At 73.8% G+C, this 17130-nt stretch carries 19 protein-coding genes; 11 read left to right on the top strand and 8 right to left on the bottom strand.

The genetic code is table 11. The annotated features are described in order from the left end of the window. Window positions 1–57 precede the first annotated feature (57 nt). The 4 genes from M3148_RS05320 (at window position 58) to M3148_RS05305 (ending at window position 4104) form a co-directional block, all read left to right on the top strand. The gene (locus M3148_RS05320) at window positions 58–792 is read left to right on the top strand and encodes a beta-phosphoglucomutase family hydrolase (RefSeq protein ID WP_251303649.1); all 735 of its coding nucleotides are present in this window, start codon (window positions 58–60) and stop codon (window positions 790–792) included. Next, complete coding sequence (locus M3148_RS05315) at window positions 789–3173, top strand: glycoside hydrolase family 65 protein (protein ID WP_251303648.1); 2385 nt, start codon at window positions 789–791, stop codon at window positions 3171–3173. Before M3148_RS05320 ends, M3148_RS05315 begins: the two co-directional genes overlap by 4 nt. Next, window positions 3170–3646 (top strand): aminoacyl-tRNA deacylase, encoded by a 477-nt coding sequence (locus M3148_RS05310; protein ID WP_251303647.1) that lies wholly within the window; start codon window positions 3170–3172, stop codon window positions 3644–3646. The genes M3148_RS05315 and M3148_RS05310 overlap by 4 nt, the downstream gene beginning before the upstream one ends. A gap of 71 nt (window positions 3647–3717) precedes the next feature. Then, window positions 3718–4104 carry a pyridoxamine 5'-phosphate oxidase family protein gene (locus tag M3148_RS05305; protein WP_251303646.1) on the top strand — a complete coding sequence of 129 codons (387 nt, stop codon included), beginning with the start codon at window positions 3718–3720 and terminating at the stop codon, window positions 4102–4104. Between the two features lie 6 nt (window positions 4105–4110). On the opposite strand, the gene M3148_RS05300 is transcribed toward M3148_RS05305, so the two are convergent. The 3 genes from M3148_RS05300 to M3148_RS05290 are packed head-to-tail and all read right to left on the bottom strand — an operon-like array spanning window position 4111 to window position 6826. Beyond that, window positions 4111–4899: an ABC transporter ATP-binding protein gene (locus M3148_RS05300; protein ID WP_251303645.1), complete on the bottom strand. Its 789-nt coding sequence runs from the start codon at window positions 4897–4899 to the stop codon at window positions 4111–4113. A gap of 2 nt (window positions 4900–4901) precedes the next feature. Continuing rightward, the gene (locus M3148_RS05295; RefSeq protein WP_308203213.1) at window positions 4902–5828 is read right to left on the bottom strand and encodes an ABC transporter permease; all 927 of its coding nucleotides are present in this window, start codon (window positions 5826–5828) and stop codon (window positions 4902–4904) included. Window positions 5829–5833: 5 nt separating this feature from the next. Then, a complete protein-coding gene (locus M3148_RS05290) occupies window positions 5834–6826 on the bottom strand; it encodes an ABC transporter substrate-binding protein (RefSeq protein WP_251303644.1) in 993 nt (330 codons plus the stop codon). A 124-nt stretch (window positions 6827–6950) separates the two neighbouring features. On the opposite strand from M3148_RS05290, the gene M3148_RS05285 reads away from it, so the two are divergent. Continuing rightward, complete coding sequence (locus M3148_RS05285) at window positions 6951–7961, top strand: aldo/keto reductase family protein (RefSeq protein WP_251303643.1); 1011 nt, start codon at window positions 6951–6953, stop codon at window positions 7959–7961. On the opposite strand, the gene M3148_RS05280 is transcribed toward M3148_RS05285, so the two are convergent. After that, window positions 7958–8458: a flavodoxin family protein gene (locus M3148_RS05280; RefSeq protein WP_251303642.1), complete on the bottom strand. Its 501-nt coding sequence runs from the start codon at window positions 8456–8458 to the stop codon at window positions 7958–7960. The genes M3148_RS05285 and M3148_RS05280 overlap by 4 nt on opposite strands. A gap of 71 nt (window positions 8459–8529) precedes the next feature. Between M3148_RS05280 and M3148_RS05275 the strand changes: the two genes are divergently transcribed. Beyond that, window positions 8530–9048 carry a DinB family protein gene (locus M3148_RS05275; RefSeq protein ID WP_251303641.1) on the top strand — a complete coding sequence of 173 codons (519 nt, stop codon included), beginning with the start codon at window positions 8530–8532 and terminating at the stop codon, window positions 9046–9048. Between the two features lies 1 nt (window position 9049). Here M3148_RS05275 and M3148_RS05270 read toward each other — a convergent pair whose 3' ends face one another. Beyond that, window positions 9050–9853 (bottom strand): UbiA family prenyltransferase, encoded by an 804-nt coding sequence (locus M3148_RS05270; RefSeq protein WP_251303640.1) that lies wholly within the window; start codon window positions 9851–9853, stop codon window positions 9050–9052. A 29-nt stretch (window positions 9854–9882) separates the two neighbouring features. On the opposite strand from M3148_RS05270, the gene M3148_RS05265 reads away from it, so the two are divergent. Genes M3148_RS05265 through M3148_RS05255 form a run of 3 tightly spaced genes read left to right on the top strand, consistent with a single transcriptional unit; the run spans window position 9883 to window position 12486 of the window. Beyond that, complete coding sequence (locus tag M3148_RS05265) at window positions 9883–10938, top strand: type III polyketide synthase (protein ID WP_251303639.1); 1056 nt, start codon at window positions 9883–9885, stop codon at window positions 10936–10938. Further along, entirely contained in the window at window positions 10935–11471 is a 537-nt protein-coding gene (locus M3148_RS05260) for an isoprenylcysteine carboxyl methyltransferase family protein (RefSeq protein WP_251303638.1), read from the top strand. Before M3148_RS05265 ends, M3148_RS05260 begins: the two co-directional genes overlap by 4 nt. A gap of 1 nt (window position 11472) precedes the next feature. Then, window positions 11473–12486 (top strand): NAD(P)/FAD-dependent oxidoreductase, encoded by a 1014-nt coding sequence (locus M3148_RS05255; protein ID WP_251303637.1) that lies wholly within the window; start codon window positions 11473–11475, stop codon window positions 12484–12486. Between the two features lie 11 nt (window positions 12487–12497). On the opposite strand, the gene M3148_RS05250 is transcribed toward M3148_RS05255, so the two are convergent. Continuing rightward, complete coding sequence (locus tag M3148_RS05250; RefSeq protein ID WP_251303636.1) at window positions 12498–12698, bottom strand: hypothetical protein; 201 nt, start codon at window positions 12696–12698, stop codon at window positions 12498–12500. 25 nt (window positions 12699–12723) lie between these two features. Beyond that, window positions 12724–13248: a 2'-5' RNA ligase family protein gene (locus tag M3148_RS05245; protein ID WP_251303635.1), complete on the bottom strand. Its 525-nt coding sequence runs from the start codon at window positions 13246–13248 to the stop codon at window positions 12724–12726. A gap of 57 nt (window positions 13249–13305) precedes the next feature. On the opposite strand from M3148_RS05245, the gene M3148_RS05240 reads away from it, so the two are divergent. Both M3148_RS05240 and M3148_RS18115 read left to right on the top strand, forming a co-directional pair. Beyond that, a complete protein-coding gene (locus M3148_RS05240; protein ID WP_251303634.1) occupies window positions 13306–14394 on the top strand; it encodes a pyridoxal-phosphate-dependent aminotransferase family protein in 1089 nt (362 codons plus the stop codon). 146 nt (window positions 14395–14540) lie between these two features. Then, on the top strand, window positions 14541–14816 hold the full coding sequence (locus M3148_RS18115) for a hypothetical protein (protein ID WP_306469901.1): 276 nt from the start codon (window positions 14541–14543) through the stop codon (window positions 14814–14816). Here the strand turns inward: M3148_RS18115 and M3148_RS05230 are convergent. Beyond that, entirely contained in the window at window positions 14764–17001 is a 2238-nt protein-coding gene (locus M3148_RS05230) for an HNH endonuclease signature motif containing protein (RefSeq protein WP_251303633.1), read from the bottom strand. The genes M3148_RS18115 and M3148_RS05230 overlap by 53 nt on opposite strands. Window positions 17002–17130: the final 129 nt, after the last annotated feature.

Raw genomic sequence — 17130 nt, 5'->3', positions numbered from 1 at the left:
CGCGCGTCCAGCCGAAGCCTGTAAGGCTGGGGCGGACCTCCAAACGAAGGAGAAGTGGTGCTCGGCCTACCCGACAGCGTGCGTGCCCTCCTGTTCGACCTCGACGGCGTCCTCACCCAGACCGCCGCCCTCCATGCCCGGGCGTGGACGGAGACTTTCGACGAGTTCCTCCGGGACCATGCCGGCCGCACGGGCGAGCCCTTCGTCCCCTTCGACCCGGTGGCCGAGTACGCCGCCCACGTCGACGGGAAGCGACGCGTCGACGGCGTGCGTGACTTCCTCGGGAGCCGCGACATCACCCTGCCCTACGGCACCCCCGCGGACAGCCCCGAGCGGGAGACCCTCAACGGCATCGGCAACCGCAAGAACGAGCGCGTCCTCAAGCTCATCACGACCGAGGGCGTCGAGGTGTTCCCCGGCTCCCTGCGCTACCTCGACGCCGCGCGCGAGGCGGGACTGCCGTGCGCCGTCGTCTCCTCCAGCGCGAACGCGGCGCTCGTCCTGGACGTCACGGGCCTGGAGGACCGCATCGACGTCCTCGTCGACGGCTCGGTGGCGCACGCCCTCGACCTGCCCGGCAAGCCGGCGCCGGACACCTTCCTCGAGGCCACCCGCCGCCTGGGGCTGACCCCGCCGGAGGCTGCGGTCGTCGAGGACGCGCTCGCGGGCGTCGCGGCGGGCCGGGCCGGTGGCTTCGGCTACGTCGTCGGCGTCGACCGCCTGGGGCAGGCCGACGCGCTGCGGGAGCAGGGCGCGGACGTCGTCGTCGCGGACCTCGAGGAGCTCCTGTGACGGGTCCGACCCTCCCGGTCGAGCCCTGGTGCCTGCGCGAGCGCGGTCTGGACCTCCAGACCCTCGGACGGATGGAGTCGCTCTTCGCGCTGTCCAACGGCCACCTCGGGATGCGGGGCAACCTCGACGAGGGCGAGCCGGTGGTCCAGCAGGGCACCTACCTGTCCGGCTTCTTCGAGCACCACCCGCTGCCCTACGCCGAGGGCGGCTACGGGTACCCCGAGTCCGGGCAGACGATCGTCAACGTCACCAACGGCAAGCTCATCCGTCTCCTCGTCGACGACGAGCCCTTCGACATGCGCTACGGCGAGGTCGTCTCCCACGAGCGCGTCCTCGACCTGCGTGCCGGGACCCTGCGCCGGGAGACGGAGTGGATCTCCCCGGCCGGGCGCCGGGTCGTCGTGCGCTCCACCCGGCTCGTCTCCCTCACCCACCGGGCCGTCGCCGCCATCGCGTACGAGGTGGAGCCCGTCGACGGGCCGGCACGCGTCATCGTCCAGTCCCAGCTCGTCGCCAACGAGACACCCTCGGAGGCCGACGACGGCGACCCGCGCGTGGCCGCCGCGCTCCAGGACCCGCTCTCCGCCGTCGCCCAGGACGTCGAGCAGGACGGCGCGATCCTCCTCCACCGCACCCGCACGAGCGGGCTGCTCGTCGCCGCGGGGATGGACCACGACATCGAGTGCCCCCACCAGTACGAGGTGGAGCACGAGGTGCGCGACGACTGGGCCCGGACCACCGTCGTCACCGTCCTCGCGCCCGGTGAGCGGCTGCGGGTGGTGAAGAACGTCGCCTACGGCTGGTCGGGCACCCGCAGCGAGCACGCCCTGCGTGACCAGGTGGCCGCCGCGCTCACGAGCGCGCGGTACGCCGGCTGGGACTCCCTCGTCCGCGACCAGCGCGCCTACCTCGACGACTTCTGGGGCTCGGCCGACGTCGAGGTCGACGGCGACCCGATCCTCCAGCAGGCCGTGCGCTTCTGCCTCTTCCAGGTGCTCCAGGCGGGTGCGCGGGCCGAGGGCCGCGCCATCGGGGCCAAGGCGCTGACGGGGACGGGCTACAACGGCCACACCTTCTGGGACGTCGAGGGCTTCGTCCTGCCCGTGCTCGTCATGACGGCCCCCACCGCGGCGGCCGACGCGCTGCGCTGGCGTGCCTCGACGCTGCCGCTGGCACGGGCGCGCGCCGCGACCCTCGGGCTGGCCGGCGCGGCCTTCCCGTGGCGCACCATCCAGGGGGAGGAGACCTCGGCGTACTGGCCGGCCGGCACCGCCGCCTTCCATCTCAACGCCGTCGTCGCGCGTGCCTTCGAGTACTACCGCCTCACCACCGGCGACGACAGCCTGGACCGTGAGTGCGGCGCCGAGGTGCTCGTCGAGACGGCCCGCCTGTGGATGTCGCTGGGCCACCACGACCGCTCCGGCGCCTGGCACGTCCAGGGCGTCACCGGCCCCGATGAGTACACCGCCGTCATCGACGACAACGTCTTCACCAACCTCATGGCCGCGCGGAACCTGCGTTCGGCGGACGCGACGTGCGAGCGCAACCCGGACATCGCCGGCGCCCTCGGGGTGGACGACGACGAGCGGGAGGCGTGGCGGGCCGCGGCCGCCGCCGTCCACATCCCCTACGACGCCGAGCTCGGCGTCCACCCGCAGTGCGAGGGCTTCACCAGGTACGGGGAGTGGGACTTCCACGACGGCGAGACGCGCTACCCGCTCATGCTCCACGCGCCCTACTTCCAGCTGTACCGCAAGCAGGTGGTCAAGCAGGCCGACCTCGTCCTCGCCATGCACTGGTGCGGGGAAAAGTTCACCGCCAAGGACAAGGCGTGGAACCTCGATTACTACGAGCGTCGCACCGTCCGGGACTCCTCGCTGTCGGCCTGCACGCAGGCCGTCATGTGCGCGGAGGTCGGCCACCTCGACCTCGCGCACGCCTACCTCCACGAGGCGGCGCTCGTCGACCTGCGCGACCTCCAGGGCAACACCGACCAGGGCCTGCACATCGCCTCCTCGGCCGGTGCGTGGACGGCTCTCGTCGACGGCTTCGGCGGGATGCGGGAGCGCGGGGACCAGCTGTGCGTGGCGCCGGCGCTGCCGGCCTCGGTGACGCGGCTCGCCTTCCGCGTGCTCTGGCACGGCATGGCGGTCAAGGTGGAGGCGACCCACGACGAGGTGACGTGCACGCTGCTGAGCGGGAACGGGGAGGGGATGTCGATGCGGGTCTACGACGAGGAGGTGCTCGTGCGGGCCGGGCAGCCGGTGACGCGCCCGGTCCAGCGGCGCGAGCCGCTGCTGCCCGCGCCGCCGCAGCCGGTGGGCCGCACCCCCCGGCCCGCCGGGCGCGACCCGCTCTCGGTCGCGCGCAGCGCCTCGTGAGCGCCGCCGGCCCGGGCGAGGCGCAGGCCGTCGCCGCGCTGGAGGCCGCCGGCCTGGCTCACACCGTCACCCGGCACGGGCCAGTGGGCAGCCTGGAGGAGGCCGCCGCGGCCCGCGGCGTCGATCCCGCGGCGGTCATCAAGACGATCGTCGTGCGGCGCGCGGTGGAGGACTACCTCTTCGTGCTCGTCCCCGGTGACCGCACGATCTCGTGGCCCAGGCTGCGGGCGCTGCTCGGCGTCAGCCGCCTGTCCATGCCCGACGCCGCCACGGCCCGCGAGGTCACCGGCTACGAGCGCGGGACCATCACGCCCCTCGGGGCCCGGCACGCCTGGCCGGTCGTCGCCGACGAGCGCGTGCGGGGCACCGTCTCGATCGGCGCCGGCGCCCACGGCGTCGCCGCGACGGTCGACGGCGCTGCCCTCGTGACGGCGCTGGACGCCCAGGTCGCCGACGTCACCGAGCCTGCCTGACACCCCTCGCGCAACCCGGCCCGCCGGGGAGCGGTCGGTGAGATGCTGGAGGCCCGCCGACGGGAGCCGAGATGTCGCTCGAGGTCCTGGGACCGCGCGCCTGCCGCCGCCTGCTCGAGCAGGTGTCCGTGGCCTGGCTCGCCCACTGTGCCGACGGCGCCGTCCACATGGTGCCGGTGAACTTCGCCCTGCACGCCACCGAGATCGTCGTCCACAGCGTCTACGGCCGCTCGCTCACCGCCGTGGTCGAGGGGCGGCTCATCACCCTCGCGGCGGGCCACTTCGACGAGGAGGCGCGGGCCGGCTGGTCGGTGACCGTGACCGGGCGGGCGCACCTCGTCGGCGATCCGCTCGTCAACCCGGGTGCCCCGGACGCGGACGTCTGGGCCGACCTGCCGTCCACCGTGCCCGTCGCCGTGCCGATGACGACGGTCACCGGCCGGCGGGTGCAGCGCTGAGCGCGGCTACTGGAGGAGGGTGCGGTCGTCGAGGCCGGCGCCGGCCTGGGCGAAGGCGCTGAGCAGGTCCGGGACGGTCGCGCGGTCCTTGCGCTCGCCGGCGATGTCGACGACCACCCGGCCCTCGTGCATCATGATGAGCCGCGTGCCCACCCGCAGGGCCTGGTCCATGTTGTGGGTGACCATGAGCGTGGTGAGGTGGTGCCGCTCGACGGCCTCGGCGGTGAGGCGCGTGATGAGGTCCGCGCGCTGGGGGTCCAGGGCGGCGGTGTGCTCGTCGAGGAGGAGGATCTTCGGCTCGCTGAAGGTCGCCATGAGCAGCGACAGCGCCTGACGCTGACCGCCGGAGAGCAGGCCGACCTTCATCTTGAGCCGGTTCTCCAGGCCCAGCTCGAGGGAGGTGAGCTCGGTGCGGAAGAAGTCCCGCTTGGTGCGGGTGACCCCCAGCCGCAGGCCGCGCGTCTTGCCGCGGGCGTAGGCGATCGCGAGGTTCTCCTCGATCGTCATGTCCGGGGCCGTGCCGGCGAGCGGGTCCTGGAATACCCGGCCCACGTGCGCGGCGCGGCGGTGGTCGGGCAGGCGCGTGACGTCGTCGCCGTCGACGGTGATGGTGCCCGAGTCGGGGCTGATCCGGCCGGCGACGGTGTTGAGGAGCGTCGACTTGCCCGCGCCGTTGGAGCCGATGACGGTGGCGAACTCACCCGGCGCCAGGCGCAGGGAGATCCCGGCGAGCGCGACCCGCTCGTTCGGGGTGCCGGGGAAGAAGGTCTTGGTGACCGAGTCGATGGCGAGCATGGTCACTGGCCTCCCGCCGTCGTCGTGGTCGTCGCTGCCGTCCGGCGCAGCGAGCGCAGGGCGCCCACCCGCCGGAACACGCCCCACCGCGGCAGGAGCAGCGCGGTGACGACGAGGACGGCGGAGACGAGCTTCATGTCGTTGGCCTCCAGCCACGGCACCTGGAGGGCGAGCTGGATCACCACCCGGTAGAGGATCGAGCCGAGGACGACGGCGAGCGTCGAGATGACGATGACGCGCGAGCCGAAGACGGCCTGGCCGAGGATGACCGAGGCGAGGCCGGCGATGATGAGGCCGATCCCCATCGAGATGTCGGCGAAGCCCTGGTACTGGGCGACGCCCGCGCCGGCGAGCCCGACGAGCCCGTTGGACACGGCCAGGCCGAGGATCTTCGTGCGGTCGGTGTTGACACCGAAGCTGCGGATCATCGCCTCGTTGTCGCCGGTGGCCTGCAGGGCCAGACCGGTGTCGGTGTGGAGGAACCAGTCGAGGGCGAGCTTCACGAGGAGTGCGATCGCCGCGAAGATCCCGATTGCCGCGGCACCACCGAGCAGGCCGCTGTCGCGCAGCGGCGTGATGAGCGTGTCCTCGCGCAGCAGCGGCACGTTGGCCCCGCCCATGATCCGCAGGTTGATCGAGTACAGGCCGATCTGGGTGAGGATGCCCGCGAGCAGCGGGTTGATCCCGCCCTTCGCGTGGAGCAGGCCGGTGATGACGCCCGCCCCCAGCCCCGCCGCGCCCGCGGCGAGCGTGGCCAGGGCCGGGTGCGTGCCGCCCGTGATGAGGACGGCGGCGGTCGCAGCGCCCGTGGTGAAGCTGCCGTCCACCGTGAGGTCGGGGAAGTTGAGGATCCGGAAGGTCAGGTAGACCCCCAGCGCCATCACGGCGTAGATGAGGCCGAGCTCGACGGCTGCGGGTAGTGCGGACACGGGTGCTACTCGATGACGGTGTCGGCGCGCCCGACGAGCTCGTCGGACAGCGTCACGCCCATCCGCTCGGCGGCGGCCGGGTTGACGACGAGCGGCCACTCGGTGAGCGTCTCGATGGGCATCTCGGCCGGGTCGGCGCCCTCGGTGAGGATGCGCACGGCCATCTCACCGGTCTGGTAGCCGAGCTGCTCGTAGTCGATGCCGTAGGTGGCGATCGCGCCGCGCTCCACGGTGTCGCCGTCGGCGGACACGAGCGGGATGGACTTCGACTCGGCCACCTGGAGCAGGGCCTCGAAGGACTGGATGACGGTGTTGTCGGTGGGCACGTAGAAGGCGTCGACGTCGAGGGAGTCGGCGGCCTGCTGCACCTCACCGGAGTTGGTGATCGCGGCGGTCTTGACCTCCAGGCCGAGCTCGGCCGCGGCCTCCTGGGCCAGCTCGACCTGCACCTCGGAGTTCACCTCGCCGGAGCTGTAGACGATGCCGACGGTCTGGGCGTCCGGCGCGATCTCGGCGAGCAGTCCGAGCTGCTCGGCGACCGGGTTGAGGTCGCTCGTGCCGGTGAGGTTCGCACCGGGCGCCTCCCAGCTGTCGACGAGGCCCGCGGCCTCCGGCTCGGTGACGGCGGTGATGAGGATCGGGACGTCGGTGATCGCCTGCGCGGCCGCCTGCGCGGTGGGCGTGGCGATCGCCAGGACGAGGTCGTGCCCGGCGGAGGCGAAGCCGCTCGCGATCGAGATGGCGGTGGACTGGTCGCCCTGGGCGTTCTCCTCGTCGTACTCGACGTCGAGCCCGGCGTCCTCGAGGGCGGCCTTGAAGCCGACGAGGGAGGCGTCGAGCGAGGGGTGCGCGGCGATCTGTGTGACACCGATCGAGTAGGTCTGGGCGTCGTCGCCCGGGGTGCTGCCGTCGCTGGAGCCGCCGTCGTTTCCGCAGGCGGCGAGGAGGAGGGCGGTGGCGGCCAGGGCACCGGCCAGTCGGAGGGAGGTGCGCGTCATCGGGAGGTCCTTCCAGGGGCACGTTTTCGCGTCGTCGAAGCGTACTGGACGTGACCGGTATATGAGAATGCCGTCTCAGGCGGCGGGTGACGGGCCGGCGCCGCGGGGCCGGTAGGTTGTGACCATGGTCGCGTACAGGTACCTCGGCAACAGCGGTCTGAAGATCTCGGAGATCGTCTACGGCAACTGGCTCACCCACGGCTCGCAGGTGGAGAACGACGTCGCCACGCGCTGCGTCCACGCCGCGCTGGACGCCGGCATCTCGAGCTTCGACACCGCCGACACCTATGCCAACACCCGCGCGGAGGAGGTGCTGGCCGACGCGCTCGCCGGCCTCCCACGCCACGAGCTCGAGATCTTCACCAAGGTCTACTTCCCCATCGGGAAGAAGGGCCCCAACGACACCGGCCTGTCCCGCAAGCACATCCGAGACGGCATCGACGGGTCCCTGCGCCGCTTGCGCACCGACTACGTCGACCTCTACCAGGCCCACCGGTACGACGTCGAGACCCCGCTCGAGGAGACGATGCAGGCCTTCGCCGACATCGTCCGCCAGGGCAAGGCCCTGTACATCGGCGTCTCGGAGTGGCCGGCGGACAAGCTCCGCGAGGGCCACGCCATGGCCCGCGAGCTCGGCTTCCAGCTCGTCTCGAACCAGCCGAAGTACTCGATGCTGTGGCGGGTCATCGAGGAGGAGGTCGTTCCGGCCTCGCGCGAGCTCGGCATCGGGCAGATCGTTTTCTCCCCTGTTGCGCAGGGCATCCTCACCGGGAAGTACCGACCCGGCCAGGCCGTCCCGGACGGCTCGCGGGCCGCGGACTCCAAGGGCGGCGCCCAGATGATCGACCGCGACGTGCACGACGACGTCCTCCTCACCCGCGTCCAGGAGCTGCGTCCCGTCGCGGAGGACCTGGGCCTGTCGATGGCGCAGCTCGCGGTCGCGTGGGTGCTGCAGAACTCGTGCGTCTCCGCCGCGATCATCGGCGCCTCGCGCCCCGAGCAGGTCGCCGAGAACGTCGCGGCGTCCGGGGTGGAGCTGCCGGCCGAGATCCTCACCCGGATCGACGAGATCCTCGGGGACTCGGTCGTGCGCGACCCGTCCCTGACGAACGTGCCGGAGACGCGCTTCGCCTAGGCGCCGGGGAGGATGAGGAGCCCGCGGCCCCACTCGGTGGCACGCTCCTCCTCCCCGTCGGCCAACGGCCCCTCGCTGCCGTGGACGGCGAAGTGCTCGGGGGGTGCCACGACCGGCACCTTGCGCTGCCGCAGCCGCCGCACGACGGCGCGGGCGGCGCTGCCGGGAAGCTTCGACTCGTGGGTGCGGGTGTCGTAGACGGCGACCGGCACGGTGAGCTCGCCGGCCTCCTCGAGCCACTCGCGGACACCTGGCCGCGGCTCCTCGTCCTCCCCGGCGCGCTCCATCGCCTCGCGGCGGGAGTCCGGCCGGCTGAGGCCGAGGACGTGGGTGGGGGCGCCGATGACGAGGAGGTCGACATCGACCTCACTGAGCTGCGGGGCGTCCGCGATGTCGAGCACCTCGACGTCGGCGCCGGTGCGCAGCCCCTCGGCCACGGCCCGGGCCACCCGGCCGGTGTTGCCGAAGTGGGACTCGTACACGACGAGCGCCTTCATGTCGTCTCCCTCCCGCGGTGGTCCCGTGAGGCTACTGGACGCCTCTGGCCGCGCGCGGGACGATGCGGGGCATGGCGATCGACCCGGACACCAAGGACTGGACGTGGGTGCTGCAGCGCCCCTGCCCCGAGTGCGGCACCGAGGCAGCCGCGCACACGCCGGCGACGACGGCGCAGGTGCTCGAGGACGCCGTCGTGCGCTGGGAGGCGGTGCTGCGCCGCCCGGACGTCGCGCGGCGCCCGGACGAGCGCACGTGGTCACCGCTGGAGTACGCGGCGCACGTGCGGGACGTGTGCGCGGTGTTCCGCGAGCGGCTCCACCTCGTCCTCACCGAGGAGGACCCGACCTTCCCGAACTGGGACCAGGACGCCGCAGCCGTCGCGGGACGGTACGGCGAGCAGGAGCCGGCGGCGGTCGCCGAGGAGCTGGCCGCGAACGCGCGAGCCGTCGGAGCGGACTTCGCCGGCGTCCCCGAAGACCGGTGGGAGCGCAGCGGGCTGCGCAGCAACGGTTCGCCCTTCACCGTGCGCACGCTGAGCCAGTACTTCCTCCACGACGTCCTGCACCACCTGCACGACGTCGGCGGCTGAGTCAGGCCGCCCGCACGAGGAGGACGACGACGTTGGCCAGCGCGATGGCCATCGCCGCGTAGAAGGGCGCGCGGCCGGGCCGCCCGAGGGAGACGACGGCGAGCATGCCGGCGCCGGCGAGCACCGCCCACGCCCACACCGGCACCGGACCGCCTGGGCCCAGCACGGCGACGGCCGTGCCGGTGAGGAGGACGACGACGGCGAGCACCCCCGAGGCCCGCGCCCCGAGTCGGTGGGGGAGGCCGCGGACCCCGGTGGCGGCGTCGTCGGCGAGGTCGGGCAGGACGTTGACGACGTGCGCGCCGGCCCCGAGCAGCCCGCCGACGGCGGGCATCCACCACGGCGGCAGCACCGGCGGGTCCAGCGCCAGCCACGGCACCACCGGCAGCGCGGCGAAGGCGACGACATAGGGCAGCCACGAGACGACCGTGGACTTGAGGCCGAGGTTGTAGGCCCACCCGCCACCGACGAGGAGGAGGTGGGCCAGGGCGGCGCGCGCCCCGAGGGCGAGGGAGAGGGCGACGGTGGCCGCCAGGGTGAGGCCGAGCGCGAGCGCGACCACCCGCGTGCTCAGCGCCCCCGTCGCCAGCGGCTTGTCCACCCGCCCGACGGCACGGTCACGGGCGGCGTCGAGGAGGTCGTTGGACCAGCCGATCGACAGCTGGCCGGTGAGCACCGCCAGGCCGACGAGCAGCGTGCCGCCCGGCCCGTGGCCCGCCCCCACGGCCAGCAGCGCTGCCAGCGCGGTGACGACGATGGTCGGCGCCGGGTGGCTGGCGCGGGCGAGCGCGGCGATGACGGGCACCCGTGGAGGCTAGCCCGTACTCTCGGCTTGTGACTGAGCTGCTCGCCGTCGAGCCGGTGCTGCCCGAGTACCGCTACTCGCAGGGCGAGCTGACCGACGCGCTCGTCGACATCATCGGCCTGGACGCGCGCGGGGAGCGGCTCATCCGCCGCATCCACGCCGGCTGCGGCGTCGACGGCCGCCACGTGGCCCTGCCGCTCGAGCAGTACGCCGAGCTGCTCGACTTCGGGCAGACCAACGACGCCTTCATCGCCGCCGCCGTCGACCTCGGCGCCGAGGCGCTCACACGGGCCCTGGACTCCGCGGGGCTCGCCCCGGAGGACCTCGACCTCATCGTCTCGACGACCATCACCGGCCTGGCCGTGCCCTCCCTCGAGGCGCGCATCGCCGAGAAGGTCGGGCTGCGGCGGGACGTCGTGCGGCTGCCCATCGTCGGGCTCGGCTGCATGGCCGGCGCCGCGGGGACCGCGCGGCTGCACGACCTGCTGGCCGGCCGGCCGGGCACGGTCGGTGCGCTCGTCAGCGTCGAGCTGTGCTCGCTCACCGTCCAGCGGGGGGACGCCTCGGGTGCGAACCTCGTGGCGAGCGGCCTGTTCGGTGACGGCGCCGGCGCGCTGGTCGCCACCTCCACCGGCGTCGCGACGGCGGGGCTGCCGCGGATCGTGGCCGCCGCGAGCCGGCTCTACCCCGGGACGCAGGGCGTCATGGGCTGGGACGTGCGCTCCACGGGTCTGCGGATCGTCCTGGGCGCCGAGGTCCCCGACCTCGTGCGCGACAACGTGGGGGCCGACGTCGTCGCCTTCCTCGCGGAGCACGGGCTCACCGTCGCCGACATCGGGTGGTGGGTGTGCCACCCGGGCGGCCCCAAGGTCATCGATGCGCTCGCCGAGACCCTCGGCCTGCCGCTGGAGGCGCTCGCGCTGACGACGGAGTCGCTCCGGACGGTCGGCAACCTCTCCTCGGCGTCGGTGCTCCACATCCTGCGGGCGGCGCTGGACGCGCAGCCCGCCCCTGGCAGCCACGGGCTCATGATGGCGATGGGACCGGGGTTCAGTCTCGAGATGGTGCTCCTGGAGGCCCGATGACGTCGCAGGTCCTGTTCACCGTGCTCGTCGGTGCGGTCGCGCTCGAGCGGCTCGCCGAGCTCGTCGTCGCCACGCGCAACGCCCGCTGGGCCTTCGCCCGCGGTGGGAAGGAGAGCGGCGCCGGGCACTACCCGGTCATGGTCGTGCTCCACACCGGTCTCCTCGTCGGCTGCCTCGTCGAGGTGTGGGTCGCCGACCGGCCCTTCGTGCCCGCGGTCGGGTGGGTCATGCTCGCGCTCGCCCTCGGGTCCCAGGCGCTGCGCTGGTGGTGCATCACGACGCTCGGGCCGCGGTGGAACACCCGGGTCATCGTCGTGCCCGACCTGCCCCTCGTGGCCCGCGGGCCCTACCGCCACCGGTGGCTGCGCCACCCGAACTACGTCGCCGTCGTCGTCGAGGGCTTCGCGCTGCCCCTCGTCCACGACGCCTGGGTCACCGCCCTCGTCTTCACGGTGGCCAACGCGGCGCTCCTCACGGTGCGGGTCCGCACCGAGAACCAGGCCCTGGCCACCGCGGTACCGGCGGGTCGCTGAGGTGGACGTCGTCGTCGCCGGTGGCGGCCCGGCCGGGCTCGCCACGGCGCTGCACGCCGCGGCGGCGGGGCTGAGCGTCGTCGTGCGCGAGCCGCGGGCCGGCGTCGTCGACAAGGCGTGCGGGGAGGGGGTCATGCCCGCCGGGGTGGCCCACCTCGCGGCACTTGGCGTCGGGCCGGCGGGCCGGGAGATCGTGGGGATCCGCTACTGCGCGCCGGGACGGAGCGCCGAGACCCGCTTCCGCGGCCCGGCGGGTCGAGGGGTGCGCCGCACCGAGCTGCACCGCGCGCTGCGCGAGGCGGTGCTCGAGGCCGGCGTGCGGATCGAGCAGGGGCGGGTCCGCGAGGTGCGGAACCAGCCGGGCGGCGTCGTCGTCGACGGCGAGACGGCGGGGTACGTCGTCGTCGCCGACGGGCTGCACTCCCCGCTGCGGCGCGCCCTGGGCCTGGAGGCGCGGACGCCCGGGCCCGCCCGCTACGGGCTGCGGCGCCACGTGCGTCTGGCGCCGTGGACGGACCACGTCGAGGTGCACTGGGCCGCGCACAGCGAGGCTTACGTGACACCGGTGGCCGACGACGAGGTGGGCGTCGCGATCCTCACCTCCCGGCGCGCGCCGTACGAGGAGCAGCTCGCCGAGTTTCCCGAGCTGCTCGAGCGGCTTGCCGGTGCGCAGCCCGCCTCCACCGTGCGCGGCGCCGGCCCGCTGCGGCAGGCCTCACGGCAGCGGGTGGAGGGGCGGGTCCTGCTCGTCGGGGACGCGTCCGGCTACGTCGACGCGCTGACGGGGGAGGGGATCAGCCTGGCGCTCGCGCAGGCGCAGGCGGCGGTGCGGTCCGTCGTCGCCGGGGACGCGGCCGGGTACGAGCGAGAGTGGCGCCGCATCGTGCGCCGCCACCGGCTGCTCACCCAGACGTTGCTCACGGTCGGCGCGTCCCCGGCCCGGCCGCTGCTCGTCCCGGCGGCTCAGCGGCTGCCGCGGGTCTTCGCCGCGGCCGTCAACGCCGTCGGCGGCTGAGCGTCCCTGCCCTACGGGCCGGCCGGGGCGCCGTCGGGCACCGGCCACCCCGGGGCCGCAGGGGCCGTTGTCCCCGGAGAGGTCGGCTCGTCGTCCCCACCACCGCCGGGAAAGACCGCGACGAGGACCGCGACGACGGCGGTGACGATGCCCAGGGCGACCGTGACGACGAGCATTGCCTTGAGATAGCTGCGCTCGTCGTCGCTGTCCACGTCACCGACACTAGCCGCGGGGCCTTCAGGGGAGTGTGCCGAGCGGCCACCGCTCGCCGGTCGCGCTGTCGATGAGGGCGGCCCGGGTGGCGTGCACCTCGAACGGCAGGACCGCGTAGGCGGCCTCGGCCACCACCGGCAGGTCGACGAGCCGGGCGCGGGGCACCAGGCTCAGGTGCGGCAGCCAGCGGCCGGGTACGTAGTGGCGGTGCAGCTCGGCACCCGTCGCCGTCACCGCCTCCACCACCGCCCGCTGGCGGCGGACGAGCTCGGCGGACGCCGCGGGCACGAGCCAGACCCGACCGCGCGGCGCGGTGGCGACGGCGCTCAGGTGAAGGGTGAGCGGACCGCCGTCGGGGAGCGGCGCGACCGCGTCCTGGACGGCGGTGACGTCATAGGACCGGAGCACCGCGTAGGACAGGTGCGGCAGGTGCGCGCCGTGGGTGTGGGTGGCCATGCTCGGCACACCGGCGGCCTCGACCCGCCGCCACAGGCGGACGAGCGCACGCTCGTCCGCCTGGTCGAGGAGCAGGCAGACGGCGAGTGCCATGGTCGGTCCAGGCTACGGGTGCTTGTGCGGCCGTGGCGGCGGGGATAGACAGGGGCCATGCCTCTCGTCACCCGTCACCTCCTCGGTCCCGGCCCCACCAACCCCTACCCGGAGGCGACGGCGGGGCTCGCCGCCCCGCTGCTCGGGCACCTCGACCCGGAGTTCATCCGCGTCATGGACGAGACCTGCGCGATGCTCCGCGAGGTGTGGCAGACGGAGAACGCGCGCACCTTGCCGCTGTCGGCCACCGGCTCGGCCGGCATGGAAGCCGCCCTCGTCAACACGGTGAGCGAGGGCGACGTCGTCGTCGTCGCCGTCAACGGGCTCTTCGGTGAGCGGATGTGTGAGGTGGCCCGGCGCTGCGGCGCCGAGGTGGCGCGCGTGGAGCACGAGTGGGGGCAGCCGGTGGACGTCGAGCGCGTCGCCGCCGCGCACCCCGCCCCGAAGATCGTCGCGATGGTCCATGCCGAGACGTCCACGGGGGTGCGCTCCGACGTCGCCGCGCTCGGTCGGCTCAAGGGCGAGGCGCTGCTGCTCGTCGACGCCGTCACCTCCATCGGCGGCATCGAGCTGCGTGCCGACGAGTGGGGCATCGACATCGGCTACGCCGGCACGCAGAAGTGCCTCGGCGTCCCGCCGGGCCTCGCGCCCTTCACGATCAGCGACCGCGCCTTCGCGCGGCGGGTCGAGACGCCGCGGTCCTGGTACCTCGACCTCGGTCTGCTCGGCGGATACGTCGGCGGCACCGCCGGCGGGTCACGCACCTACCACCACACCGCGCCGACGGCGATGGTCGCCAGCCTCCACGGCGGGCTGCGGCGGATTCTCGACGAAGGCCTGGAGACGGTGTGGGCGCGGCACGAGCGGGCGGGCCACCGGCTGCAGGAGGGGCTGCAGGAGATGGGCCTGGAGCTCTTCGCCGCGGAGGGGTACCGGCTGCCCGAGCTCACCACCGTCGTCGTCCCCGACGGCGTGGACGCCGCCGCGGTGCGCCGGGAGCTGCTCGAGCGGTACGGCATCGAGATCGGCGCCGGGGCGGGGCGGTACGCGGACAGCGTGTGGCGCATCGGGCTCATGGGACCCAACGCCGACGACGCCGCCGTCGCCCTCGTCCTCGCGGCCCTGCGGGACGTGCTGCGCCGCTGAGCGGGTGCGGGCGGTGGCGATGCCGGGCCGAATGGGACGCTCGTGTCGCGGGACGGGAGCGTCGACTGGCTGTACCTGCCGCGGTTCGACTCCCCGGCCGTCTTCTGCGCGCTGCTCAGTGAACCCAGGGCGACCTCGTGCGGCGGGTGGAGTGCCTCGAGGGCGAGGTGTCCCTCGAGCACGACCCGCGCCTGCGCGTCGACTACGCGCGCTCGACGCCGTGGACCCGGCAGATCGAGCACGAGGACGGGACGGCGGCGCTGCTCTCCCTCGCCCGACCGGACGGCATCCTCGTCACCGGGCCGCTCCTCCACTGGCCCGACGGCGCGGACGAGCAGGACGACGTTGACGCGGCTGGCTGTGGCGGTGCTAGAAGGTGGGGGTGTCGGGCATGCCTTGTGTGGGGCGGCGTTCGCGGGTGACGCGGCCGCCGGGGTGGCGGCGGTAGATGTGGCCGCTGGGGGTGATCCACTGGTAGGCGCCGGTGCTGAGGCGGTGGAGCTGGAACTGGCCGCTGGTCTTGAGGATGTGGTCGTGGGTGCAGAGGTCCTCCAGGCCGAGCATGGAGGTGGTGCCTCCGGCGTTCCACGGGACGATGTGGTCCAGCTGGCAGCCGCGAGCGGAGTGGGTGCAGCCGGCGCGCACGCAGGTGCCGTCGCGTAGTCGGATGAGTTCGGCGAGCTCGTTGGGTGGCCGGTAGCGGGTGCGTCCGTGGTCCAGGATGGTGCCGGTGAGTGGGTCGGTGATGATCCGTCGCCATGTCCCGCCCAGTGCCGCGGCGCGGGCGACGGCGGGGGAGATGGGTCCGTAGCCCTCCAGGACGGCGACCTCGGCGGGTTCGCGGTTGAGGATGGCGAGCATGGTGTCCTCGTCGGGCAGCGGGGGCAGCTCGGCGCCGGTGCCGCCGGCCGGTTTTGAGGCTGGTAGGCCGAGCTGGCGGGCGATGTCGGGTGGGAGCAGGACCGAGAGCGGCACGAGGACGCGGATCTGGGCGCGCTGCCCGCCGAGGTGGCCCACGGGCATGTGCCAGCAGCGCGGGACGGTGCCGCCGCTGCCGGGTGGCGGAGCATCTGCGGGTGGCTCGGGTGGCTCGGGTGGCTCGGATCGCGCTGCGGTGGTGGAGGAGCCGACCGTGGGCGCACCTGTCCCCTTGGACGGGTGGCTTGGTGGATCGGGAGCGGTGGGATCGGGACCCGTGGTGCCCGGCGGTACGAGCCGGCCGGCGTTACCTTGCTCCGCGGCTGGTGTGGACGGGCCTGGGAGCGCCGTGGGGGCGTCTGCGGCGGGAGTCTCCTCGACCGCTGGGCTGCTGGGCACCGTCGTGTCGTCAGAAGGGCCGATCGGTGCCGGCGACGGGTCGCGCTCAGGTACCCCTGGCCGGTCGGATGCCGGCTCGGGTGCGGACGGTGGCTCGGGTGCCGGCTCGGGGGCGGCCGGTGGCTCGGGTGCCGGCTCGGGGGCGGCCGGTGGCTCGGGTGCCGGCTCGGGTGCGGACGGTGGCTCGGGTGCCGGCTCGGGTGCGGACGGTGGCTCGGGTGCCGGCTCGGGTGCGGCCGGTGGCTCGGGCATCGGCTCGGGTGCGGCCGGTGGCTCGGGGGCTGGCTCGGTGGGCGGGGTGGTGCCTGGTGGTAGTCCGACGTATCCGAGCTCGAGGGCGGTGTGGCCCATGAGGGAGAGGATGTCGGCGCGGAGCTGGTCGAGGGTGCGGTCATCGCCGCTGGCCTGGGCGGAGCGGGCGGCTGCCTGGAGTGCGAGGTCGATGGCTGCGGCGTCGGTGGCGGGCAGGACTGCGCGGATGCAGGCCATGCCGTCGGGCAGTTGACGGGGGTGCTCGACCCGTCGCCGGGCGCGGGCGCGGGCGTGGAAGAGGTCGGCGTGCTCGTGGCTGAGGGCGATGACGGCCTTCTTGATGGCCTCGAGGAGCTGGCTGTGGGTCTGGGTGCCGGCGTCGTCGATGACGCAGTCCTGGACCAGGACGGCGATCTCGACCGGGTAGTCCTCCAGCATCGAGACGATCGTCGTGGCCTTGCGGGCGTCGATGTGCCCGATGGCCAGCGCCTGACCGGTGAGGGCGAAGACGTTCTCGAAGGCGCGGGCGTTGCTCACGATCCGCTGCGCGGCGAAGCGGCTCAACCCCAGGCGCGGAGCGAGCTCGTCGGCGGCCATGTTCCCCGACCTCACGTGCGAGGGCAGGGCGCCGCTGCCGTTCATCAGCGGGCGCCGGGAGAGCTCACCGGCCACCCGGGTGAGCTTGGCGGTGGCCCACGCGGCGATGCGCTGGTAGCCGGCGGCCATCTCCACGAGGTAGTACTCATCCACCTCGCCAGGGTCGATGTCCTCCAGCTCGGCGAGGAGCTGACCATCGGGCGCCATGCCCGCCAGCGCCTCGGCCGACACCGGCTGGCGCGACTCGAAGCTCGGCTGCTCGTCGGTGATCGTCGACGGTGGCGGCCTGTCCCCGGCATCGAGGAGGAACACATCGGCCGCGTCCTCCTCCTGCGCCCACAGCTCCTCAAGACGACGGGCAGACTGCTCACCGATCGGCTCGCGGATGTACGGGTCCTCGAGCCACGCAGCGTGCGGGTCGAAGTCCTCGATGCTGCTCACCGACCCACCCCCTCTGCGGGCTACGACTGCTCTGCCGTCCTACCTCCAAGGCTAGGACCGACCACTGACATCGGAGCTGACGCCCGTCGCTCCAGCGGTGGACAGCGTTCACTCACGGGCGGATCTCGC

This window comes from Georgenia satyanarayanai (genome assembly GCF_023715365.1).
Taxonomy (GTDB): Bacteria; Actinomycetota; Actinomycetes; order Actinomycetales; family Actinomycetaceae; genus Oceanitalea; species Oceanitalea satyanarayanai_B.
The sequence above is the reverse complement of the archived record's forward strand: the minus strand, read 5'-3'. Positions and strand labels throughout refer to the sequence as shown.